The sequence below is a fragment of the Microvirga sp. P5_D2 genome, from assembly GCF_054049475.1.
In genome coordinates this window covers 40,111-61,167 of the sequence record NZ_JBFUMH010000007.1, presented here as the reverse complement: position 1 = coordinate 61,167, position 21,057 = coordinate 40,111, and the positions used below count along the sequence as shown (strand labels likewise).

At 61.5% G+C, this 21,057-nt stretch carries 22 protein-coding genes and 1 pseudogene; 10 read left to right on the top strand and 13 right to left on the bottom strand.

Features of this window, described 5'->3' with window-relative positions; genetic code table 11:
* Positions 1-168 precede the first annotated feature (168 nt).
* From ACXJKO_RS04570 to ACXJKO_RS04555, 4 genes and pseudogenes are all read right to left on the bottom strand, one after another.
* Positions 169-813 carry a hypothetical protein gene (locus tag ACXJKO_RS04570; RefSeq protein WP_457089898.1) on the bottom strand — a complete coding sequence of 215 codons (645 nt, stop codon included), beginning with the start codon at positions 811-813 and terminating at the stop codon, positions 169-171.
* Positions 810-1,598 (bottom strand): hypothetical protein, encoded by a 789-nt coding sequence (locus tag ACXJKO_RS04565; RefSeq protein WP_457089897.1) that lies wholly within the window; start codon positions 1,596-1,598, stop codon positions 810-812. Before ACXJKO_RS04565 ends, ACXJKO_RS04570 begins: the two co-directional genes overlap by 4 nt.
* 239 nt (positions 1,599-1,837) lie before the next feature.
* Positions 1,838-2,480: pseudogene (locus ACXJKO_RS04560) on the bottom strand (SIR2 family NAD-dependent protein deacylase).
* Positions 2,481-2,996: 516 nt separating this feature from the next.
* On the bottom strand, positions 2,997-3,464 hold the full coding sequence (locus ACXJKO_RS04555; RefSeq protein WP_457089896.1) for a hypothetical protein: 468 nt from the start codon (positions 3,462-3,464) through the stop codon (positions 2,997-2,999).
* A 148-nt stretch (positions 3,465-3,612) separates the two neighbouring features.
* Here ACXJKO_RS04555 and recD2 point away from each other — a divergent pair, with 148 nt between their 5' ends.
* A complete protein-coding gene (gene recD2 / locus ACXJKO_RS04550; protein ID WP_457089895.1) occupies positions 3,613-5,811 on the top strand; it encodes an SF1B family DNA helicase RecD2 in 2,199 nt (732 codons plus the stop codon).
* Between the two features lie 49 nt (positions 5,812-5,860).
* Here recD2 and ACXJKO_RS04545 read toward each other — a convergent pair whose 3' ends face one another.
* The gene (locus ACXJKO_RS04545; protein WP_457089894.1) at positions 5,861-6,187 is read right to left on the bottom strand and encodes a hypothetical protein; all 327 of its coding nucleotides are present in this window, start codon (positions 6,185-6,187) and stop codon (positions 5,861-5,863) included.
* A gap of 768 nt (positions 6,188-6,955) precedes the next feature.
* Here ACXJKO_RS04545 and ACXJKO_RS04540 point away from each other — a divergent pair.
* A protein-coding gene (locus tag ACXJKO_RS04540; protein ID WP_457089893.1) for an IS5 family transposase occupies positions 6,956-7,721 on the top strand; the annotation gives its coding sequence in 2 pieces (ribosomal slippage) (positions 6,956-7,272 and positions 7,271-7,721; 768 coding nt in all).
* 4 nt (positions 7,722-7,725) lie between these two features.
* Here ACXJKO_RS04540 and ACXJKO_RS04535 read toward each other — a convergent pair.
* Together ACXJKO_RS04535 and ACXJKO_RS04530 are read right to left on the bottom strand one after the other, a co-directional pair.
* Entirely contained in the window at positions 7,726-8,427 is a 702-nt protein-coding gene (locus ACXJKO_RS04535; RefSeq protein ID WP_457089892.1) for a DarT1-associated NADAR antitoxin family protein, read from the bottom strand.
* Positions 8,428-8,431: 4 nt separating this feature from the next.
* Entirely contained in the window at positions 8,432-9,865 is a 1,434-nt protein-coding gene (locus ACXJKO_RS04530) for a DarT ssDNA thymidine ADP-ribosyltransferase family protein (protein ID WP_457089891.1), read from the bottom strand.
* A gap of 383 nt (positions 9,866-10,248) precedes the next feature.
* Here ACXJKO_RS04530 and ACXJKO_RS04525 point away from each other — a divergent pair, with 383 nt between their 5' ends.
* Positions 10,249-10,947, top strand: coding sequence for an IS6 family transposase (locus ACXJKO_RS04525; protein WP_457089890.1), 699 nt, complete (start codon positions 10,249-10,251; stop codon positions 10,945-10,947).
* Positions 10,948-11,466: 519 nt separating this feature from the next.
* Here the strand turns inward: ACXJKO_RS04525 and ACXJKO_RS04520 are convergent.
* Together ACXJKO_RS04520 and ACXJKO_RS04515 are read right to left on the bottom strand one after the other, a co-directional pair.
* Positions 11,467-12,105, bottom strand: coding sequence for a class I SAM-dependent methyltransferase (locus ACXJKO_RS04520; RefSeq protein WP_457089889.1), 639 nt, complete (start codon positions 12,103-12,105; stop codon positions 11,467-11,469).
* A 71-nt stretch (positions 12,106-12,176) separates the two neighbouring features.
* Positions 12,177-13,061: an MBL fold metallo-hydrolase gene (locus ACXJKO_RS04515; protein ID WP_457089888.1), complete on the bottom strand. Its 885-nt coding sequence runs from the start codon at positions 13,059-13,061 to the stop codon at positions 12,177-12,179.
* A gap of 123 nt (positions 13,062-13,184) precedes the next feature.
* Between ACXJKO_RS04515 and ACXJKO_RS04510 the strand changes: the two genes are divergently transcribed.
* The 4 genes from ACXJKO_RS04510 to ACXJKO_RS04495 are packed head-to-tail and all read left to right on the top strand — an operon-like array spanning position 13,185 to position 15,425.
* A complete protein-coding gene (locus ACXJKO_RS04510; RefSeq protein WP_457089887.1) occupies positions 13,185-13,730 on the top strand; it encodes a rhodanese family protein in 546 nt (181 codons plus the stop codon).
* Between the two features lie 42 nt (positions 13,731-13,772).
* Positions 13,773-14,555: a sulfite exporter TauE/SafE family protein gene (locus tag ACXJKO_RS04505; protein WP_457089886.1), complete on the top strand. Its 783-nt coding sequence runs from the start codon at positions 13,773-13,775 to the stop codon at positions 14,553-14,555.
* A 23-nt stretch (positions 14,556-14,578) separates the two neighbouring features.
* Positions 14,579-14,971, top strand: coding sequence for a thioredoxin domain-containing protein (locus ACXJKO_RS04500; RefSeq protein ID WP_457089885.1), 393 nt, complete (start codon positions 14,579-14,581; stop codon positions 14,969-14,971).
* 13 nt (positions 14,972-14,984) lie between these two features.
* The gene (locus tag ACXJKO_RS04495; protein ID WP_457089884.1) at positions 14,985-15,425 is read left to right on the top strand and encodes a TIGR01244 family sulfur transferase; all 441 of its coding nucleotides are present in this window, start codon (positions 14,985-14,987) and stop codon (positions 15,423-15,425) included.
* 69 nt (positions 15,426-15,494) lie between these two features.
* Here ACXJKO_RS04495 and ACXJKO_RS04490 read toward each other — a convergent pair whose 3' ends face one another.
* A complete protein-coding gene (locus ACXJKO_RS04490) occupies positions 15,495-16,406 on the bottom strand; it encodes a DMT family transporter (protein ID WP_457089883.1) in 912 nt (303 codons plus the stop codon).
* Between the two features lie 214 nt (positions 16,407-16,620).
* On the opposite strand from ACXJKO_RS04490, the gene ACXJKO_RS04485 reads away from it, so the two are divergent.
* From ACXJKO_RS04485 to ACXJKO_RS04475, 3 genes are all read left to right on the top strand, one after another.
* Entirely contained in the window at positions 16,621-17,946 is a 1,326-nt protein-coding gene (locus ACXJKO_RS04485; RefSeq protein WP_457089882.1) for a molybdopterin-dependent oxidoreductase, read from the top strand.
* Between the two features lie 12 nt (positions 17,947-17,958).
* Positions 17,959-18,330 (top strand): hypothetical protein, encoded by a 372-nt coding sequence (locus ACXJKO_RS04480; RefSeq protein WP_457089881.1) that lies wholly within the window; start codon positions 17,959-17,961, stop codon positions 18,328-18,330.
* 180 nt (positions 18,331-18,510) lie between these two features.
* Complete coding sequence (locus tag ACXJKO_RS04475; RefSeq protein ID WP_457089880.1) at positions 18,511-19,206, top strand: gamma-glutamylcyclotransferase; 696 nt, start codon at positions 18,511-18,513, stop codon at positions 19,204-19,206.
* Between the two features lie 18 nt (positions 19,207-19,224).
* On the opposite strand, the gene ACXJKO_RS04470 is transcribed toward ACXJKO_RS04475, so the two are convergent.
* The 3 genes from ACXJKO_RS04470 to ACXJKO_RS04460 all read right to left on the bottom strand — a co-directional run bounded on the left by ACXJKO_RS04470 (position 19,225) and on the right by ACXJKO_RS04460 (position 21,057).
* A complete protein-coding gene (locus ACXJKO_RS04470) occupies positions 19,225-19,614 on the bottom strand; it encodes a rhodanese-like domain-containing protein (RefSeq protein WP_457089916.1) in 390 nt (129 codons plus the stop codon).
* Between the two features lie 8 nt (positions 19,615-19,622).
* Entirely contained in the window at positions 19,623-20,534 is a 912-nt protein-coding gene (locus ACXJKO_RS04465) for an MBL fold metallo-hydrolase (RefSeq protein WP_457089879.1), read from the bottom strand.
* Between the two features lie 64 nt (positions 20,535-20,598).
* Positions 20,599-21,057: a DUF6691 family protein gene (locus tag ACXJKO_RS04460; RefSeq protein WP_457089878.1), complete on the bottom strand. Its 459-nt coding sequence runs from the start codon at positions 21,055-21,057 to the stop codon at positions 20,599-20,601.

The window sequence follows — 21,057 nt, the reverse complement described above, 5'->3', positions numbered from 1 at the left end:
TCAACTGCCTCGTTCTATATTTGGTCTGACACGCACCCAGAGGAGCACACTGTCCACTGGACCGGCCTACAATGCATTTGGCAGACCTGCACAGGGGCAAGGTGGCTTGGAGGTACCGCTATCCAAGCCACTTCCATAAGCACAGAGGTGTGGATGCGCCACCCGATGCTAGTCTACAATGTGAGCAATGCCGTTCTCACCATTCTGCCACGAGAGAACATGCCGAGTGTCAGCAAAGACTGTCTGAAGTTGCTCCGGGGTCGCTGATGCTACTTTTAGTATCGAGGTAAGTGGCCGTACGATCTCATTATCAAGGTCGTCTTCTGACGTAATCGAAAACAATGGCACTGCGTACAGCCAGTAAATGTCGGCCTTTTCCTTGTACCACAGAAACTTTCCGTGGCTCATGTAGTCCTCATCTTCATCTAGGGAGATATTGGGCTCAAGATAATCCCACTCGTCCACGGAGCTTCCTTTGATGAAGATTACTGGTTCTTCGAAGCTCTTACCGCTGGTGGTGGTTATTTTGTATGCATCATCCCAGCAAACACGGATATCGAGAGCAAGATAGAGGTCGGGCTTCTTCTTATTCTTGCGGCGGAATTCATAGTCATATTGATAGTGCCACAAACCCCATTCGGGGAAATCAGGAGAACCCTCCCCCGCTTTGGTGAAGACATATGGGCGATTCTCTTTCGCAAATCTGGCCACATGCCTCTCAAACAGTTCAGCGAGGCTTTCTACCTCCTTCCACGTGTCTTCCAAGATACGTGAAGCGCGAAATAGCGCCCGCCCCTTTTCGACCGATGTCATGGTGATATTCCCCACTTGGTGAGTTCTGGAGCGATGGTTAGGATATCGGGCCAGTGAAACGATGCCTGACCTAACGTGTACGCCTGTGCGCGTGACAGATCGGCATAGTCGATGTGTCTGAAGCCAGTGAAGGGCGTGACATTGAGAATTCTCAGGAACTTCAAAGCGGCGGTGGCCCATAGGCGCACGCCTTCGCTCCCCGATTGAATTTTTGTCAGGCGAGTTCCAATATCAGCCCAAGTTAATCCTTTGGCGTTTTTGCACCAGTCTTCAGCATCGAAATCAACGACATCGCAGTTTGGCGTCTCGTTGAGACCTCGACTAGCCTCAAGTGCTGATTGAGTGAGGTAAACGTGCATTGTAATCTGTTGCTGGCCGTTTCTGCTCCCGCGAACGGCGACCCATTGGCGGGCAAGTTGATCACCTACTCCGTCCTGATCGGTACTGCTTCCACGCGCAGTCCACTTGACCTCAACAATGATTGTTAAAATCTGATCTTTCTCGAAACTAAACTGGAATACCACATCGGGCTCACACGCGCGCCAGTGGGAAATCTTTCGAGCAGGATTCTTGAACCGCTTCCAGAATAGGACCTCATGCGAATGAGGCATACTGGAAGGAAGCCCGGCCCCCGTTCCCACGAACTCCAGTTCTTGGACAACCGCCCAGACATCTCTTGTTGCCATAAACGGCAATGGACCAAAAAAGGTTGACGTGACCTCATCCTCGGACAGGGAGTTCGCATGAACCTTGCGGGACTTCGTTTGCGTGAATGCGTGCAGCATTGAGAGAGCCGACTGTGCGGATACCTAAGACAATGGTGCTCCGCTGACACGGATCACCTCCGCCGAACGTAGGACGAGAGTATAGGACTATGCCCCTCGGCAGGCCGTGCGCAAACGTGACGATTCTACTATTTGGGATGAGGTGGGCGGGGAGGCGTAACCCCGGCTTGGTTGCTCAAAGTTCTTTGCGAAAGCACTTGCTCAACCCAAGCTGGGACGGCCTCGCTGGCTGGTCCATACTACCGGTCATCGAACTGTCTGGCATTGTCAGAGGGGTCCAGATTGATCTCGCAGGTCCGGATACCGTGCCCCCGCCTTCGACACGAAGCCTGCCGCAGGGTAGACCGAGCCCGACGTGCCGATGGCAACGAATAGGTCCGCTCCGAGGATAGCATCATAGATCGCATCCATCTCCAGGGGCATCTCGCCGAACGAGACCACGTAAGGTCTCAAGCCTCCGGAGTGACGGCAGGAAGGGCAAGGGACCTCGACGCTCAAATCCTCGTGCCATGGCATCGTCCCGCCACAGGCTGTGCGGCGGGCTTTGAGCAGTTCTCCGCGCATATGGACGACCCGCTGCGAGCCCGCCCGCTCGTGGAGATCGTCGATGTTCTGCGTACACAGAAACAGGCTACCGCCGCGCTCGGCCAAGCCGGTCTCCAAGCGGGCAAGCGCCTGGTGAGCGGTGTTGGGCTCTGCCGAGAGGAGGTTCTGACGACGCATGTTGTAGAAGGCATGCACCTCGTTCGGATTGTGAGCGAACGCCTCTGGCGTGGCGAGCTTCATTGGGTCGAAACGCGACCAGAGCCCGTCCTTGTCTCGAAAGGTCCCCAAACCGCTCTCTGCGGAGATGCCCGCGCCGGTCAATGCAAAGATATTCATCTGGTCAGTCAACCTTCGGTCCCATTCTAGCGTCAAGCCACGACTATCAACGTAGTAAAAGCCAATGGATTTTAGCTAATGAGGCGCGCCAGCAGAACGACTACAACCGCTCCAATCGTTGCACTGGCAATCCGGCTGGCGGTCTGATTGCGGATGCCGAGACAATGCCAAGGCGCTGCAGAAGAAAGCCACCAACCAGCGATCCTGCCAGACCGGTGACGACATACTGAAGAAGCCCTGATCCACCCACAAGCCAGCTTGCCAGCCAGCCTGCGGCAACACCAATCCCGACTTGAGCGGCGATGGCTCGCTTGTCCAATGCGTTAAGTGCCTCCCGATCCACGCTGATGTGGATCGGCAGCCGGGGGCTGTTTGGCTCAGGTGATTTGCGCCTGGACCGAGTTTTGCCTGGGTTGGACTTTGATGCTTTCGCCATGCCTTCGATATGGATGGTCGCAGCGAAACTATCCAGGCGCTACGCTGGGAGAACCGTAGATGCGCCTGCATCTCCAATCATCAGGACAGCACCGACTGTGGCGACACACGGGGGTCCGCCCCTGCGGCCCTTATGCTCGGCGACTGAGGTTTTGGTCCAGCCTTGAGCTTCACGATCTCGGTCCGGAGCGCCCCGATCTTTTCCACCTGCTCCCGGTTGGCGCGGGTCAGTTCCCTAATTTCGTTTGTCAGGTCAGCGACCTCGGCTTTCAGTTCCTCACGCTCGGCAGCAAGGCCGTCCTCGCGTTTGGCTTGAACCTGTAGCTCACGAATTTGCTGCTTCTGATCCGCGACCTTTTCTTCGAGCGTCCTGATCCTTTGATCTGCTTTCGCAAGCAGCCGCTTCATGTCCTTTGTCTCTTGCTGGGGTTCACCCAGCACACCGAGCTTCCGGTCTGATCCTGTGAGGGGCATGCCTAATTGGCCTTTCATGTACGATGTCGCAAAAAGAACAAACATGGAACATAGAGGAAGGTCAAGGTATGGCATGATCTTCTGTCATGCACTTGAACTTCCTATAGGCCGACCTTGAGACTGAGTGGTTGGAAGGGTGCAGGGGAATGGATGAGATGCCCTCGTCAGCAATGCCGTCCAACGATAAAGTCGAAGAGGCCGGGAAGTCCTCCTGGCAGACAGCATGAACCAGATGTTCCGACCACCACAGGCCGATCAGAGACCTGCCCCCGAGACCCTTGCGGGGACGGTCGAGCGCGTCACCTTCCACAATGCCGAGAGTGGTTTTGCCGTGGTGCGGGTTCATGCACGAGGTAAACGCGACCTCGTGACAGTTGTCGGGCATGCCCCCTCGATCTCGGCAGGCGAATGGATCACCGCGAGCGGTGCCTGGATCAGCGACCGCACGCATGGGCTCCAGTTCAAGGCAGATGTGCTCACCACAACGCCGCCTACTGGGGCGGCAGGCATCGAGAAGTATCTCGCCTCCGGCCAGATGCGGGGCATTGGCCCAGCCATGGCCAAGCGCATCGTCGCCGCTTTTGGAGCGGATACATTCGAGATTATCGAGGCCAGCCCGGAGCGGCTGATGGAGGTGACGGGCATCGGTCCAATGCGGGCTGCCCGAATCGTCTCAGGCTGGGCCGAGCAGAAGGCGGTGCGGGAGATCATGATCTTCCTGCATGCGCATGGCGTCGGTACCGCCCGCGCGGTCCGTATCTTCAAGACCTATGGCTATGAGGCCATCAAGGTCATGACCGATGATCCTTACCGGCTGGCCCGTGACATCAGGGGAATTGGCTTCAGGACAGCCGATGCCATCGCGGCCAAGCTCGGAATGGAGAAAACCGCGCCCCAGCGCATCCGGGCGGGAATTTCGTTTGCCCTTCAGACCGCCACCGACGAAGGGCACTGCGCCTTGCCCGTTGATGCCCTTACACGACTGGCTGAACAGTTGCTGGATGTAGACGCGGCCCTCATCCGCACGGCCATTGTCGAGGAGCTTTCCAAGGGAGAGATCGTCTCTGACACCATTGGCGACGAGACCTGCCTGTTCCTCAAGGGCCTGCACTTGGCTGAGCAGGCAGTTGCGTCCAGGCTGATCGAGCGGGCCTCCGGCCTACCGCCATGGCCGGAAATCGACCTCGACAAAGCCATTCCCTGGGTCGAAGGCCGCACGGGCAAGACCCTGGCGACTTCGCAGCGTGAGGCTCTGGGGCGGGTGCTGCCGTCGAAGGTGGCGGTGGTGACTGGCGGTCCCGGCGTCGGCAAGACGACCCTTTTGGACACGATTCTCCGGCTCTTGGTGGCCAAGGGCGTAAAGGTGATGCTGACGGCTCCAACAGGTCGCGCCGCCAAACGTATGACGGAGCAGACTGGCATTGAGGCCAAGACGGTCCACCGGCTCCTTGAGATCGACCCCAAGCACGGCGGCTTCTCGCGTAACGAGGAGAACCCGCTCGACTGTGATCTCCTTGTCGTGGACGAAACCTCAATGGTCGATGTGCCGCTGATGAATGCACTCACCAAGGCCATACCATCCCATGCTGGTCTTCTCTTGGTCGGCGCTGTGGACCAGTTGCCTTCGGTTGGGCCGGGGCAGGTCCTGGCCGATATCATAGCCTCAGAACGTGTTCCGGTAGCCCGGCTGACGGAGGTGTTCCGGCAGGCGGCGGAAAGCCGGATCGTCGTCAATGCCCACCGGATCAACCACGGGCGGATGCCCGAACCACCGCAATCCGGAGAGGAAAGCGATTTCTACTTCATCGGCATTAGCGAGCCGGAACAAGGTGTCGGCAAGATCATCGAGATGGTCAGGGAGCGGATGCCAAAGCGGTTCGGGCTTGATCCGATCAAGGACATTCAGGTGCTCTGTCCCATGAACCGGGGCGTGCTCGGCGCCCGCAATCTCAACATTGAACTCCAGCGTGTGCTTAACCCTGATCCTCCAGCCACCGTAGAACGGTTCGGCTGGCGGTTTTCGCAGGGGGATCGGGTGATGGAAACACAGAATGACTATGACCGGGAGGTGTTCAATGGCGATCTTGGCATGGTGGTTCGGCTAGATGACGAGGAAGGGGCACTGATCGCCGCCTTCGACGGGCGGGAGGTTTCCTACCCATATGGTGAACTCGACACCCTGGTGCCCGCTTACGCGACAACCATCCATAAATCGCAAGGCTCAGAGTATCCCGCCGTCATTATCCCTGTCGTGACACAGCACTACACCATGCTCGCGCGCAATCTGCTCTATACCGGTGTGACCCGAGGCAAGCGTCTGGTTGTACTGGTCGGCCAGAAGAAAGCTGTGGCCATGGCAGTTCGAGGTGGAAACATGAAGCGGCGCTGGACCAAGCTGCGACAATGGCTATCGGCACCTTGATCGCGGAGGACTGGGCCTCCGCGTCACTGTCGTATGGGGCCATAGTCACTTAGTCGTTTTCGATCACGTGGAGGTCCATTCCGTTAATTAACTCGGCACGGCGGGCCTCGTATGCGCTGATCCTTCCAGTGATTTGATCCAGGGAACCCCGGCTTGTTCCAAGAAGGCTGATCCCGGCGAGTGTGGCGGCAATCCCGGTGACGACGAGGACTGGATCAGACCGCATCAAGCCTGTGAGAGACGCCCCGACCAGAAGGATGCCCACTCCAGTCGCGATCTTTGCCAGGATCATTGTTTTCCGRCAACGCTCTGCTGCATCCGACAGGTTGTCTACTTCAGCTTCAAGGTCGGCGATCTGCTGGTGGAGGTCGGTCATTCAGGTGCCGTTCTCAGCGGTTCGAACATGAACAATCAGGGCTTGCCGTAGCGCAAGTGGGTAAGGCAGGCCAAGAGCAGGATAAATACCTCGGAAACTAATTCAGCCGAGGCCATCATGCGCTATCAAGAGATTGTCGCCACCCCAGACCCAAACCCGCAAAGGAGGCTTTCGACCGCTACGCTATATGTGCTGCCCCACGAATGGGATCGCCTGGAAATTCTCCTGCACCCCCACGGCCCTACAACGATGACTGGAAAGTGGGCGCTCGCCCCAAGATTCCCAGGCCATTCGGTTGATGTGGAGTGCAGCAGCCCGGAGGTGGCGTCAAAGTTGCTGGGAGCGTGGACCAAGGGTTCTGGGCGGAATTGAGTAAAGAAACAAAACCGCTCGCTCCTCCATCACATCGCGATTGATTCCCCCCGGTATGTGCTCGCCCTGGTGCCCTGAAGCGGCGTATCGTCGATCATTGGTGGCCTGAACCCACAATGCCCCGGACAACTCGCTATCGGTGGTCTGGAGCCCGCTCGCGGTAAATTGTTTCCGCCACAGGACCAGGGCTCATCTTCCTTGTCACCACACTGGCTCCAGGCGTCGTACTAGTGATTAAAATCTAACACTTGGTACCCGATCCGCGATGCCCTGCCCAAACGCGCCACGCCTGCGGATCAGAACTTTTCACTTGGGTATTATCTAGGTCGTGAACCCATAAAAGATCTTTTCTTTGCAGTGAGTTGATGATTCACCTCGCAGTTTCGGGAGGATCTGATGCGCCGTCATGAGCTGACTGACTTCGAGTGGAAGGTGATCGAGCCGCTGCTGCCCAACAAGCCGCGCGGCGTGCCGCGGGTGAACGACCGCCGGGTGCTCAACGGCATTCTCTGGCGCTTTCGCACCGGCTCGCCCTGGCGCGACATCCCCGAGCGGTATGGGCCTCCCACCACTTGCTACAATCGTTTCGTGCGTTGGCGCGAGGCCGCCGTGTGGGACCGCATTCTGGATACGGTCTCGGCCGCTTACGACGGTGACCTGATCATGATCGACAACTCCTGTGTGCGCGTCCACCAGCATGGTGCTTCGGGTAAAAGGGGATCAAGATGGTGGCATGGGACGTTCCCGTGGCGGCCTGACCACCAAGATCCACGCGCTGGTGGATGCCGAAGGACGCCCGATCCGGATCTCTCTCACGCCGGGACAGGCGCATGACGGCACCGCCGCCGAGGAGTTGTTGGCCAACTTGAAGCCGGGCGCCACCCTGTTGGCCGACAAGCCTTACGACAGCAACGCCATTCGCGATCAGGCCCGGGAACAAGACGTCTGGGCCAACATCCCGCCCAAGAGCAACCGCAAGGGCTCGTTCGTCTTCAGCACCTTTCTGTATCGCTACAGAAATCTGGTGGAGCGCTTCTTCAACAAGCTTAAACAGTTCCGCGGCATCGCCACCCGATACGATAAGAACCCGGAAAACTTCCTGGCTGCCATCAAGCTGGTCTCAGCCCGCATCTGGATCCGCAGTTATGAGTCTACGGCCTAGGAAATTAAAGGAGGAGTCCTTGCCTGTCTTCGTTCTGTCTAGCGTTGCTGATAGGACGACCCCGGATTAGTTCAAGGAAAGCCTCCCTGTGGTCTGTGACCTCTTTCAGGAGCCTGCGCTTGTGCAGGGAGACGTATAGCGCGACCGCGTAAGCTTGGCAGTTGATCGACTTCTCTGGATTGAACTCAATATCGGTGAACGCCGAGTAATCGAGAACGCTCTCGGCCAGTTCCGGGTTCTGCGTCAGTGCGCGAATGTAAAGCCAGTCATAAAATGCCGTCTGAGGCTCAAGGGGCCAGTCCACGTCCACGAACCGGAAGCCGGTCAGTCGCCCAGACGACCGGATACGGTCGTCCTTCTTCGCTTCACGGGATGTCTTCCGGTAGAGGTCCGTAAAAGGACCACCCTTCTCGAATACCTTACTGCCTTGGAAGGCGCATTCCACGCTGAGTTCCATGAACTGGTCGGGCGTTGCGAACCTGAGATTGAAGGCGCTGAGATCGATTCCCAACGTTTCCCTCGACTTGCTGGACACCTCAAGCACCCTCTCGATACCCTTCAACTTCATCGCGGAGGCGTGCAGGGAGTCAATCGAACGCTGCTTCTGGGAAAAGTGCATCCCTGGGAACCATTCGAACGTGACGCGTTCGGTGCGTACCAACGTGCCGCCGTCGAAATTGGGAATAAAGAGGGGGCGCTGTGCCATTTGATTAATTGTATGCCTTTCGCACAAAGCTTCGACTTGCGAAGATTCCTCTGTTCTTGGAACCAACACGCCACATCCGTCGATTGTCCATCAGATGAGAATACTTGCTCATGATCTCATCACTCTCGAACGCGACATATTCAAGCAAGTCCGGCTCTATGGTTTCAAAGACTAGGACTTCGGCTTGGGGATCGGTGGGATCATGCCCCTCCAATCTTTGTTCCTGGCGTGAGGGAATGCCTTCCAATTCCTCGAACATGCCGCGAAGCGCATCAGCATTCATGAGATCGAAGGCCGACCGCTGTCGGATACGGTGATCGGCGGCATTGCGCTGGCAAAAGGCGCATTTCTTCTGCCAAAGTATGCCTGGTCCTATCACTAGGACCGCCCAATCCTCATTGGGCTCCTCCTGCCGATACTTGTAAAACATTTTGTAATTGGGAAACGAGATCGACAACGAGATCGCATCCGTATGACCATCGAGGCGGAGTGGGTCATTTGTATGGGGCTTGATACCCAGTACCCGGGACGTGGCGTTTGAGCACAAGCCATGCTTGAAGATAGATTCCAAGTTACGAGCACGGGTAAAATGCAAGAGCAAAGGAATCTTCAGCGCGATTGCGGCTTCCATTATTTCTTGCCTTTCTACGTCCGGCCGAGACGAGCTTTCTCCCGCTTGGGCAGGCAAACCGACAGTCGCATTCGACGAACCTGTTGCAGCCGGTGGCTGGGGCTGTTGCTTGCTTAATAATAATGCGGCAAGCGCCCTACCTTGCTCTGTTAATCGGACCTCGCGTGGGCGGGGTGATGATACGGGTGGAGACGGCGCATCGAGCTTGTTCTGGACATGCCGTTCGTTGAATTGCTGCATAACGGGTTGCAGCCGGTTGTAGTTTTCGATGTACAACTGCTTCAATTCAGGATCGGCTGACAGCCTTTTCTCAAGAGCTTTCTGGCGCTGCGCCTCTTCCTCAGCGGCATTTTCATGGAGTTCCCTGATATAGACCGCTTCTTCAATCTTTTGACGCGCGATCTGTTTGGCCTTGGCCTCCTCGATATTCTTATCCAGAAGGTCAAGGCCGGATGCAGCGGATTCGACAGAACGAGAGGTGGCATTCGCTGCGGTATTGATGCGGTCCAAGACGGAGACAGGATTGTTTCCATCATGCGATGCCTGGATGGCAGAGGCGCTTGAGTCTTTACTCTTCGGCTGCCCGGATTGCGAGCCGCCGTTATCCGAGTTGCGCCTGAGTCCACCTAGCAGGGCGAAAGTGCCCCAGATCACGAGCAATTGCAAAATTATCAGCGGTGGCCAAAACAGGTTGAGTAGCGTCAGGACAGTCCAGATCAGGGCGGCTGTTGAAAGTCGGGCCGGAGCCACAACCCGTGTGAGGACCAATGTCACGACAATAGCCAACTGATACAGCAGTACCGCCACGTTCTCGCCCCCGCGTGAATAGGGCTTTGTGGCATGGACAGGAACTACTTCTCAACTGGAATCTTGTATTACGACACTTCCGGTGAGTCACACGGCCTTGATCCCGGCTTCATCAGTGATTCGCGTTGTTGCACGAATAGGCGAGTTCGTAACCGGAACCGGGCGACATAGGAGGACCGTGCCCCTCCTGTCGGACATCTGCCATGCCCTTCAAGGCCAATGCCGCTCGCCGTCACCGCATCCCCAAGCAGCGATACCGGGTGACAAACTGGGCCAAGTACGACGCCAGTCTGCGTCAGCGAGGCAGTCTGACCGGTTCCGTCGCAAACCGTTTGTTTCAGAGTTTCAGCTACTGCTCTCCCGGTTCAGCGACGGAGGGTAGCATGTTCAAGGGCAGGCATTTTGATCAATCCGTGATCCTACTCTGTGTGCGGTGGTATTTGGCCTACAATCTCAGTCTCCGGAATCTGGAAGAGATGATGGCTGAGCGAGGCATCTCCGTCGACCATGCGACGGTGCATCGCTGGGTCATCCGGTACTCACCCGAACTGCTGAAGCGGTTCAATCAGCGAAAGCGAACCGTCACCGCCAAGTGGCATGTCGACGAGACATATATCAAAGTCCGGGGCCAGTGGCGCTATCTCTACCGCGCTGTCGACAGCAACGGCGACACCGTCGAGTTCTGGTTCAGCGAGCGGCGCAATCTGGCTGCGGCCAAACGGTTTCTGCAAAAGGCCCTCAAGCGGCATGGCCGACCTGAGAGGATTGTGATCGATGGCAGTCAGACCAACCGCGAGGCGATCCTGTCGTGTGATGCCGAAGGCCGTCTGCAGGATTGGTCAAGAGGTCGGATCAAGCCGATCCGGATCCGGCAAAGCGCCTACTTGAATAATCGCATTGAGCAGGACCACCGTGCCATCAAGCGGCGGGTCAGACCCATGCTTGGTTTCAAGTCTCTTGCCACTGCCCGCGTCATCCTCGACGGGATCGAAATGGTCCACATGATGCGGAAAGGACAGGCGAAGTACGCCTGCAATTTGAACCTGTCACTTGCGGAGCAGTTCGACCTGCTCGCCGCATGAGCGCTTCAGAGAACTTTAGCTCCCCTTTCGTCCTGCTCAGAATTTGCGACGCAACCGACGGGCCTCCTGGGTCCTCAATGGATCGCTCTGCATCTTGGCCGGCATCACAATCTGCCAGGCAGTCTCACAGGAGGCCTTCTGCCGGGCGCCCACGAGTATTCGCTGGCCATCGCGTGGCTCGCTTGGCAGCATGATGCGCGTACCTTGGTTGAACTCCGCAACGGGGCCACTGCCGCTCGCGCCTCTTCTACAACCGGGTCAAAGGTGAGGTGGAGGAGGCGATACGGGCGTCAGGTTCCCATTCCTGACCATCGTACGCCCTGCCTTGATCGGCGACCGAGAGGAGTTCCGCCCCGCAGAGTTCGCGGCCATGCGGATCCTGCGGCTGGCCGCACCGATACCGGGTGGTGCCTCGTGAGCGCATCGTCGCGACCTTTCTGGAGGCGGCGGCATCGCCCCATCCGGGGAGCACATCATCGAGTCCGGGCAATCAGGTCGGCGGCAAGTTAGCTTCCAGGCTCAGGCGACCCTGCCCAGCGGAGGATGCCGTTGAAACCGGGTAAACACGAACCTCTGTTGACTGCCAGACGGAGTCTGATGGTCCTCCTCGAAAGCATCCAGAAGATCAAAGCCAGGTCCGAGAAGGGTTGCAATCGCGCCCGGGTCCACCCGCAGAATTGGCAGACCGCTGCACTGCTCGGGCCCGGTCGGCGCAAAGCCCGAAATCAGCACGTAGCCGCCGGGTTTCACCGCTTGGCGAAGCGCATCTGCGTAAGCTGCCCGGTCCCGCGGCTCCGTCAGGAAATGCAGGACCGCCCGGTCGTGCCAGAGGTCAACGGCGACGTCGGGGCGCCAAGCCGCAATGTCGGCGACAATGAAGCGAACCGAGCGCCCTTTGCCGCCAAGGCGCGCTCTGGTCCGCTCCAGGGCGGCGGCCGCGACGTCCAACAAGGCTATGTTGGAGTACCCTTCGGCCAGGAGGGTGTCCGCCAGGCGGGATGACCCGGCTCCGACATCGAGGATAACCGCTTCCTTCGGAAGACCGCACGCTCGGATCAGACGCAAGGAGGTTTCCGGCACGGCCTGGAACCAGCTGACCGCCTCCTCCAGCTTGGTTGCGAAGACCTTGTCCCAATGCTCCTGCCGTGTGCCTGACATGGTCATACCCTCAAGGTTTGATCTCAGTGGGTGACTGGCCCCGGCCGTCGCCAAGGCCGGGGCTCCTCTTATTATACGACGTCCTCGGCCCCGCCCTTCAGCTTCACCGGGATCATCAGGTAGCGGACACCGTTTGCCTCCGCAGGCGGGAACTTGCCGGCGCGGATGTTGGTCTGGATCGAGGGCAGCAGGAGACGTGGCGCCGCGAGCTTCGCGTCGCGGGCCGTGCGCATGGCCACGAACTCCTCCTCCGTGACGCCGTCCTTCAGATGCACATTGTTCCTCCCCTCAGCGACCGTGGTCTCCCACGCATAGGTGTCGCGTCCGGGCGCCTTGTAGTCGTGGCACATGAACAGCCGCGTCTCGGGCGGAAGCGCCAGCAGACGTTTAATTGAGTGATAGAGCTTGTGGGCGTCGCCACCGGGGAAGTCGGCGCGGGCGGTGCCGTAGTCGGGCATGAACATCGTGTCGCCGACGAACACCGCATCCTCGACCTTGTACGAGATGTCGGCCGGGGTGTGGCCGGGCGTGTGCAGCACCTCCACGTCGAGCTCGCCGATGGTAAAGTGCTCACCGTCCCTGAACAGGTGGTCGAAGTCGCTGCCATCCGGGTTGAGGTCGGTGGCGTTGAAGATCGGACGGAAGATCTTCTGCACGTCCTTGATGTGCTCGCCGATACCGATCTTCGCACCGGTCTTTGCCTTGATGTAGGGCGCACCCGACAGATGGTCGGCATGGGCGTGGGTCTCCAGCGCCCATTCGACGGTGTAGCCCGCCTCCTCTGCCGCCCTGAGCATCGCCTCGACCGAGCGCGTGTCGACCGTGCCCGAGTTGTGGTCGTAGTCGAACACCGGATCGATGATCGCCGCCTTCTTGGTCGCCGGATCCGCCACGAGGTAGCTGACGGTGTTGGTGGGCTCGTCGAAGAACGCCCGGATGATGGGTTGGCCTGACATGGTCTGAACCTCCTCAATGGTTCGTTGCCGTTGTGGTTGACAATATATAAGCAATCACTAAATAAGCAATACCTAATAGAAGCGCGGGCTGTCTTCAAGGCTGCCCCACATCGGAGACCCGCCATGCCGCTTGCCACCCTCAGCCCCATCGAAGCCAAACGCCTGCTCGACCAAGGCGCCCTTCTCGTCGACATCCGCGAGGCCGACGAGCATGCCCGGGAGAAGATCCCTGGCGCTCGTTTGGCACCCCTGTCCCGGCTGGACCGGACGGACCTCGCCCTGTCCGAAGGCCAGCGGGTGATCTTCCACTGCAGGAGTGGCGCCCGGACCCAAGGCAACGCGGCCCGCCTTGCCGCCAAGGTCGGCAACGCCTGCGAGGCCTTCATCGTTGAGGGCGGGATCGACGCCTGGAAGAAGGCGGGCCTGACGGTGGCCGTCGACCGCCGTCAGCCGCTTGAACTTCAGCGCCAGGTGCAGATCGGGGCCGGCAGCATGGCCTTCCTCGGCACGATGCTGGGCCTGTTCGTGTCGCCCTGGTTCTTTGCCATCCCGGCGTTCGTCGGCGCCGGCTTGACGATGGCGGGCATCACCGGGTTCTGCGGCATGGCCCGGATCCTGAAGAGGGCCCCCTGGAACCGGGCCGCCTATGCCCAACCCAAGCACGCCTGACGCATTTAACAACCCGTGCAGCGGCTCTAGCAGGAGATCATGATGGATTTGTCGCTCACCCAGAGCGCCCTTGGCCTTGCCTCGGGCTCGCTCGTCGGCTTCACGCTTGGCCTCGTGGGCGGCGGCGGCTCAATCCTGGCGGTGCCGCTGCTCGTCTATCTGGTCGGTGTGACCAACCCCCATGTGGCCATCGGCACGAGCGCGGTTGCGGTGGCGGTGAATGCCCTGGCCAACCTCGGCAGCCATGCCCGTGGCGGAACCGTCAAATGGCGCTGCGCCCTGGTCTTTGCCGTCTCAGGCGTGATCGGCGCGTTCGGCGGCTCGACGCTCGGCAAGATGATGGACGGGCAGAAGCTGCTCGCGCTGTTCGCCGTGCTGATGATGATCGTCGGCGCTCTAATGCTACGAAAGCGCTCCGGCGAGGGCAACGCGTCGGTTAAGCTCGGGCGGGACAACTTCCCGAAGCTCGTCGGCATCGGCCTAGCGACAGGCGCCCTGTCGGGGTTCTTCGGCATCGGCGGCGGCTTCCTGATCGTGCCGGGGCTGATCATGGCGACCGGCATGCCGATCCTCAATGCCGTCGGTTCGTCCCTCGTGGCGGTGTCGGCCTTTGGGCTGACCACGGCGTCGAACTATGCCCTGTCGGGCCTGATCGACTGGCCCCTGGCGGCGTTGTTCATTGCCGGCGGCGTCTTGGGTGGCCTGCTCGGTACGCGCTCCGCCAAGCTGCTTGCGGGCAGGAAAGGTGCACTGAATACGGTGTTCGCTGGCCTGATCTTTGTTGTGGCGGTCTACATGCTGGTGCGCAGCCTCAACCTGCTCTGAGGTAAAAAGATTTGAGGTGGTCCATGTCGAAGTCGTTTCATGTGGTTTGCCCCCGCTGCGATGCAGTCAATCGCGTGCCGCGGGACCGGCCTGCGTCGCAGGCGGTCTGCGGCAGCTGCAAGGCGAAGCTCTTTGAGGGTCATCCCATCGAGCTTAGCGGCGTTCGCTTCCAGCGTCACGCCGAGCGCAGCGACATTCCGGTGATCGCCGATTTCTGGGCGGCGAAGGAGCTCGAACCGAAGGCCCGCTTCGTCAAGATCAACGTGGACAACGAGCCGGAACTGGCCGGGCGGCTTGGCGTTCAGGGCATTCCGGCCCTTTTTGTCCTCAAGAAAGGCTCCGTTGTCGCCCGGCAGGCGGGGCTGGCCAATCTGTCCACCCTGCAGAATTGGGTCCGGCAGTTCTCAACCCCATGAAAGGAGACGTCGCGTGAAGGTCACCAAGCTGACGCCCAACATCTCGGTCGCCCATCAACTGACCGAACAGGATTTTGAGCAGGCCGCGGCGGCGGGCTTCAAGACCATCATCAACAACCGTCCCGACGGGGAGGCGCCGGATCAGCCCCGAAGCGATGAGCTTGCGGCTGCCGCGAAGCGCCTGGGCCTCGCGTACCAACCCATCCCGGCCGTCTCCGGCCAGATCTCCAACAATCAGGTCGAGGCGTTTCGCACGGCCCTCGGCGGGGCCGCGAAGCCAGCGCTGGCCTTCTGCCGCACAGGGACGCGCTCAACGACCCTGTGGGCGCTGGCGGCCAGCGACCGCCTCTCGGCCAGCGAGATCCTGAAGACGATATCGGAGGCTGGTTACAACCTGGAGGCCTTGCGGCCCCAGCTGGAGGCCACCTCGAACAAGCGGTCGTCCAGTACCTGATCGTCCTGAACCTGTTTGATTGATGTCTTTAGTGAAGGGCGGGCGGCCGTTCCTGCCCCTCCGAGCCCTCTAACGCCAGAACAGGACGGCGGTGCCAAGAACCGTCACGAACGCGCCGCACCAGGCCTGCCACGCGAGCCTGGTGCCTGTGCGCAGCCACAGCATCGGCAGAATGGCGACCGGCGCCATCGAGGAGAGGGTCGAGGCGACGGCCACGCTGGTGCCGGTCAGGGCCACCATGAGCATCGACATCCCAACCACGTAGCCGATGAAGACCCCAAGCGAGACCCGGGCCAGGGTTTTTCGGTCCGGCACGGCGATGCCGGTCTTCCACGTCTTCGGGGACGCAAGGTGCCAAGCCCAAAGGACAACGACGGCCACGAGCCCGCGGGCCGCCATCACCGCAAACGGATCCGGGTTGTCGAGCATCACGGGCCGCATGGAGAGGATACCCACCGCTTGGCCGAAGGCGGCGAGCACGGCCAGCAGCACGCCCGCGGCCGACAGCCGGACCTCGGCATGGACGGATGCGTTCCGGTCCGACCCGGTGCCTGAAGTCGCCGGCCTGCGGCTGAAGCCGACGGCGAAGGCAATCCCTCCCGCTACCAGGGCGCAGCCGACCAGCTGGCTCGGGCCCAGCGTCTCCCCGAGAACCAAAAATCCCAACCCCGCGGCGAAAGGCGCGCTCAGCGAAAAGATCAGCCCAGTCCGCCGCGCTCCGATGAGGGCGATGCCCGCGTTCAGCGCCGGGTCCGCCACGACGATGGCCACAAGGCTCGACAGCACGATCAGCGGGAGGTGGCTGCCCGTCAGGCTGCTCCAACGTCCAACGGCTGTTGCGATAAGGGCCAGCATGAGAAAGCCGATGAGCATGCGCCAGCGCGACAGCGCCATGGGGCCGCCGACCGCCTTCACCACCTCGGCGGAGATAAGCGTTGCCAGCGCGATGCAGAACGATGTGCCGAGAGCAACAAGGGCCAAGGGGATGTCCTCGCCGGGGTTGTTCTCCCGGTTCTTGGATGGGATCAGATGCTTCCTCTAGCAGATGTCGATGAAACGGCTACAGGGATCGACCGGGATCAGCACGGCCCTGCACTGCCGCCTTGTCTTCACAGGCTAAGCTTGGTGTCCTACCATGCGGCAAACGACGCTGCGGCCACGGGCCTGGCGCGACGGGGGCATGTGGAGGAACGCCATGACACGCGAAATCAAGCGGTCGCCCCAAGAACCACCCATCAATAACCCGGAGCCTCAGGAGCCTGGAGGAGTTAGCCGCCGCAGCTTCCTCGGCAGCGTCAGCCTCGTGGGCCTCGGGGCCACCGTTGCGCCCCTCTCCTCCAACCTGTCAGGCTCAATCATTCCGGAAGCTATGGCACAGGGGGCTCCCGCATCGGGTGCTCCTGCCCAGCCTTCAGGGCCGCAGGCCCTCGACTATCCCGGCAAGGAGAAGGGTCTCGTCGTACTCGGGGAGCGGCCGCTGGTCGCCGAGACGCCCGAGCACCTGCTCGATGACGAGACCACCCCTATCTCGAAGTTCTTCATCCGCAACAACGGTCAGATCCCCGAGCCGGCGGCGAACCCGGATGCCTGGAAGCTCACCGTCGACGGCGAGGTGAACAACAGGCTTGAGCTGACGCTGGCCGAGCTGAAATCCCGCTTCCAGCCCAAGACCTACCGCATGGTGCTCGAATGCGGCGGCAATGGCCGCTCCTTCTTCCAGCCGCAGGCCAGAGGCAACCAATGGACCAACGGTGGCGCGGGCTGTGCCGAGTGGACCGGCATCCCGCTCACCGAGGTGCTCCAGGCCGCGGGGCTGAAGGACACAGCGAAGTACACCGCCCATTATGGCGCCGACCCGCACCTGTCGGGTGACACGACCAAGGACTCGCTCTCCCGCGGCATGCCCATTGCCAAGGCAATGGAGCCGCACAGCCTGATCGTCTACGCCATGAACGGCGAGCCCTTGCCCACCATCCATGGCGGGCCGCTGCGGCTGGTTATCCCCGGCTGGCCGGGATCGCTGTCGCACAAGTGGCTGACGCGGATCACGATCCGGGACCGCGAGCATGACGGCCAGGGCATGACCGGCACCTCCTACCGGGTGCCGAACACGCCCATGGTGCCGGGCGGGAAGGCGGACGAGAAGGACTTCCGCATCCTCGAATCCATGCCGGTGCGCAGCATCATCACCAGCCCGGCCAACGGCACGAGGCTGCCGGCCGGCACGCGGGAGGTGGCCCTGCGCGGCGCCGCCTGGGCCGGCGATCTCACAGTGAGCCGCGTCGACGTCTCCACGGATGCGGGCCAGACCTGGACGCAGGCGACGCTGGCCCCGCCCCGCAACCGCTACGACTGGAACCGGTGGACGGCGACCCTGCAACTGCCGTCGGACGGCTATTATGAGATCTGGACACGCGCCACGGACACGAACGGCCGGATGCAGCCGCCCGTCGCCCATAACTGGAACCCGCAGGGCTATGGCGGCAACACCATGCACCGCGTGGCCGTCCTGGTAGGTTGAGGGGCATTGATCGTGCGTCTGTTTCCCTGGCTGCCGATGCTTGCCCTGGCGGCATCGGCCTCTTTCATTCCCGCGCAGGCTCAGCAGGGGCCTGCACCCGCCTTTACGCCCAAGGACGAGCAGGTTGAGGACCTGCCGGAAGGGCCGGGCCGCGAGGAGACGTTCGGCCTGTGCACTGCGTGCCACGGCTACAGGCTGGTGTCGAACCAGGGCATGACGCGGGACAGATGGGACGAGACGATGACCTGGATGACGGAGCGGCACAGCATGCCTGACATCCAGGGCGCCGACCGCGACCTGATCCTCGACTACCTCGCCAAGCACCACCCGCCCAAGGCGCCGGCGCGGGCTGGCGGTTTCAGGAACCCGTTCGCGCCCCAATAACTCCCCGACGGTCGACCGGGCGTCACTTGTTCGAGCCGGCGCACCATGCGTGACACTGCCATGCGCCGGCGGCATGAACATCCCAGCCCCCCAAGACTTACATACCGGCCGATGGCATGCAGAGAGCCGAAGGGAACCGGCCCCCACGGCCACGTGAGTGCCGACCCAGTGGAGATTGGAATGGAAGGATCTGCCGCGCCGAAGCGGTCTCATCGCCTGATCCGGGAAACCCTCCGGGATGGCTTCGTGCATGAGATGATCGCCCGCTCCGGGACCAATCTGCCCGTGCTGAGCGATGCCGAGCGGCATGCATCCCTCCAGGCGACCCTGGCCGCGCAGCCCGCGCCGGGCGATGTCTGGCTGTTCGGCTATGGCTCCCTGATCTGGAACCCGGCCTTCCATCATGTCGAGCAGAAGCCGGTCCTGATCCGGGGCTGGCACCACGAGTTCTGCCTGTCCACGCCCATCGGGCGCGGCACCCCGGAGGCCCCCGGCCTGGTGCTTGGGCTCGACCGCGGCGGCTCCTGCCGGGGCGTGGCCTTCCGCATCGCCCGAGCCGAGGCGGAGGCCGAGCTGGAACTGGTCTGGCGGCGCGAGATGGTGACGGGCGCCTATGTGCCGCGCTGGGTCAGGCTGCACGGCCCCGACCTGCCTGAAGACACGTTCGGCATCGCTTTCACGATCAACCGCAAGGCCCCGAACTATGTCCGGTCCGCCTCGGAGGCCGATACGGCCCGGGTGATCGCCACCGCCTGCGGGGCGCTCGGCTCCTGCCGGGACTACCTCTTCGACACCATCCATGGATTGGAAGGCTTCGGGATCCACGACCATCATCTCAACCGCATCGCCCACCAGGTGCGCGAGCACCGGGGCTGAGCGACCGGTCAGTGTGGCTCAGCGGCCCTCTTCGATGGGCGCGCCCGCCCGCTGGAGGGCCGCAAAGCCGCCCGCCACATGCGCCACGTTCCCGATGCCCATCTCCTTTAGGGTCTTTGCCGCGAGCGCCGAACGGCTGCCGGAGCCACAATAGAGCACCAGGCGCTTGCCGCCGCCCAGTTCCGGCTTGTGCGAGGCGCTGGCCGGATCGGCCTGGAATTCCAGGAAGCCGCGGGGCACATGCACCGCGCCCTGCACCTTGCCGGTCTTCTGCAGCTCCTCGCCTTCCCTGACGTCCACCAGCACCACGCCGGGGCCGCCCACGAGCTTCACGGCGTCCTCGGCCGACAGAGTTTCGACCGTCTGGTTGGCCTCGGCCACGAGGTCCTTTGCCGACTTCGTCATGATCGTCTCCTTCACTCGTCCCAGGGGGCGCCGTCGAGCGCGTCGAGGGGGATCTTGAGGTAGCGCTTGCCGTTGCTCTCCGGTGCCGGCAGGCGGCCGCCGCGGATGTTGACCCGCAGCGAATGCAGAATGAGCTTGGGCATCGGCAGCTCGCGGTCGCGCGCCTCGCGGAGTGCGACGAAGTCCTCTTCCGTCTTCGCCTTCACCAAGTGTTTGTTCTCGCGCCGCTGCTGCCCGACCGTGCTCTCCCACTGCGCCTCGCGCCCGCCGGGCTGGTAGTCGTGCCCGGTGAACAGGCGGGTGGCGTCCGGCAAGGCCATGATGCGCTGGATGCTCTGCCACAGCGCCTTGGCGGAGCCCCCGGGGAAGTCGGCGCGGGCTGTGCCGCTGTCGGGCATGAAGAGTGTGTCGTGAATGAAGGCGGCGTCACCGATCACGTAAGCGATGGATGCCAGCGTGTGGCCGGGGGTGAACATCACCTCCACGTACAGGTTGCCGATTTTGAACCGCTCGCCGTCGGCAAACAGCCTGTCCCACTGCGAACCGTCCGTCGGAAAACTGTCGGGCCATTTGTAGAGGCCCTTCCAGAGCTTCTGCACCTCGACCACCTTCTCGCCGATGGCGGTGGGTACGCCGGTCCTGTCCGTGAGGTAGCCTGCAACCGAGATGTGGTCGGCATGAGGATGCGTGTCGAGGATCCATTCGAGGGTGTAGCCTTCACGCTCGATGTGGGCGAGGAGCTCGTCGGCCTGGATCGTGGCGGTCGCGCCGGACTTCGGGTCGAAGTCGAGCACCGGGTCGATGATCGCGCATTGCTTCGTCTCAGGATCGGCGACCACGTACTGCACGCTGCCGGTGCGCTTCTCGTAGAAGCCCTTCACGATGGGGCGGCCGTGCAAGGGTGACGAGGTCTGAGCAGACATAACGCGTGCTCCTGTTCTCAGGGAATGACGCAGTGTTTGAGATCCGGGTTGGCGGGCTTGAGCCTCAGCCATCCATGCGGGGGGCTTCGCGGCGGAAGGTGACCTGCGGCCAATCGGCGGGCACGAGGCGGAAGACTGCCATGCCGGCGATCATGGCAACGACGAAGACGAACACCTGCCACGGGCCGAAGGTCAGGCCGACCAGGGCCGGCCCGGGGCACAGGCCGACCAGGCCCCAGCCGATGCCGAACAGGGCGGCACCGCCGATCAGGCGCGGGTCGAGGTCGCGCCGGGTCGGGATCTCCAGCCGCGGCGCCAGCACGGGCACGCCGCGGCGCTTGGCGACAAGATAGCCCAGCGCCGACACCACAACGGCGCCGCCCATGACCAGGGCGAGGCTCGGGTCCCAGTTGCCGAAGATGTCAAGGAAGCCGAGCACCTTGGCTGCGTTGACCATCTGCGAAACGATCAGCCCAAGGCCGAACAGCAGGCCGGACGCGAAGGCGGAAACGATCAGGGGCAT

What these genes read in the sequence shown, in the direction of transcription:
- ACXJKO_RS04500 (WP_457089885.1), top strand. Translation starts at nt 14,579, where the DNA reads ATGTCGAAGTCGTTTCATGTGGTTTGCCCCCGCTGCGATGCAGTCAAT.
- ACXJKO_RS04515 (WP_457089888.1), bottom strand. Translation starts at nt 13,061, where the DNA reads ATGTCAGGCCAACCCATCATCCGGGCGTTCTTCGACGAGCCCACCAAC.
- ACXJKO_RS04555 (WP_457089896.1), bottom strand. Translation starts at nt 3,464, where the DNA reads ATGCCATACCTTGACCTTCCTCTATGTTCCATGTTTGTTCTTTTTGCG.
- recD2 (WP_457089895.1), top strand. Translation starts at nt 3,613, where the DNA reads ATGAACCAGATGTTCCGACCACCACAGGCCGATCAGAGACCTGCCCCC.
- ACXJKO_RS04535 (WP_457089892.1), bottom strand. Translation starts at nt 8,427, where the DNA reads ATGGCACAGCGCCCCCTCTTTATTCCCAATTTCGACGGCGGCACGTTG.
- ACXJKO_RS04460 (WP_457089878.1), bottom strand. Translation starts at nt 21,057, where the DNA reads ATGCCCCTGATCGTTTCCGCCTTCGCGTCCGGCCTGCTGTTCGGCCTT.
- ACXJKO_RS04570 (WP_457089898.1), bottom strand. Translation starts at nt 813, where the DNA reads ATGACATCGGTCGAAAAGGGGCGGGCGCTATTTCGCGCTTCACGTATC.
- ACXJKO_RS04565 (WP_457089897.1), bottom strand. Translation starts at nt 1,598, where the DNA reads ATGCTGCACGCATTCACGCAAACGAAGTCCCGCAAGGTTCATGCGAAC.
- ACXJKO_RS04510 (WP_457089887.1), top strand. Translation starts at nt 13,185, where the DNA reads ATGCCGCTTGCCACCCTCAGCCCCATCGAAGCCAAACGCCTGCTCGAC.
- ACXJKO_RS04465 (WP_457089879.1), bottom strand. Translation starts at nt 20,534, where the DNA reads ATGTCTGCTCAGACCTCGTCACCCTTGCACGGCCGCCCCATCGTGAAG.
- ACXJKO_RS04525 (WP_457089890.1), top strand. Translation starts at nt 10,249, where the DNA reads ATGTTCAAGGGCAGGCATTTTGATCAATCCGTGATCCTACTCTGTGTG.
- ACXJKO_RS04475 (WP_457089880.1), top strand. Translation starts at nt 18,511, where the DNA reads ATGGAAGGATCTGCCGCGCCGAAGCGGTCTCATCGCCTGATCCGGGAA.
- ACXJKO_RS04485 (WP_457089882.1), top strand. Translation starts at nt 16,621, where the DNA reads ATGACACGCGAAATCAAGCGGTCGCCCCAAGAACCACCCATCAATAAC.
- ACXJKO_RS04520 (WP_457089889.1), bottom strand. Translation starts at nt 12,105, where the DNA reads ATGTCAGGCACACGGCAGGAGCATTGGGACAAGGTCTTCGCAACCAAG.
- ACXJKO_RS04505 (WP_457089886.1), top strand. Translation starts at nt 13,773, where the DNA reads ATGGATTTGTCGCTCACCCAGAGCGCCCTTGGCCTTGCCTCGGGCTCG.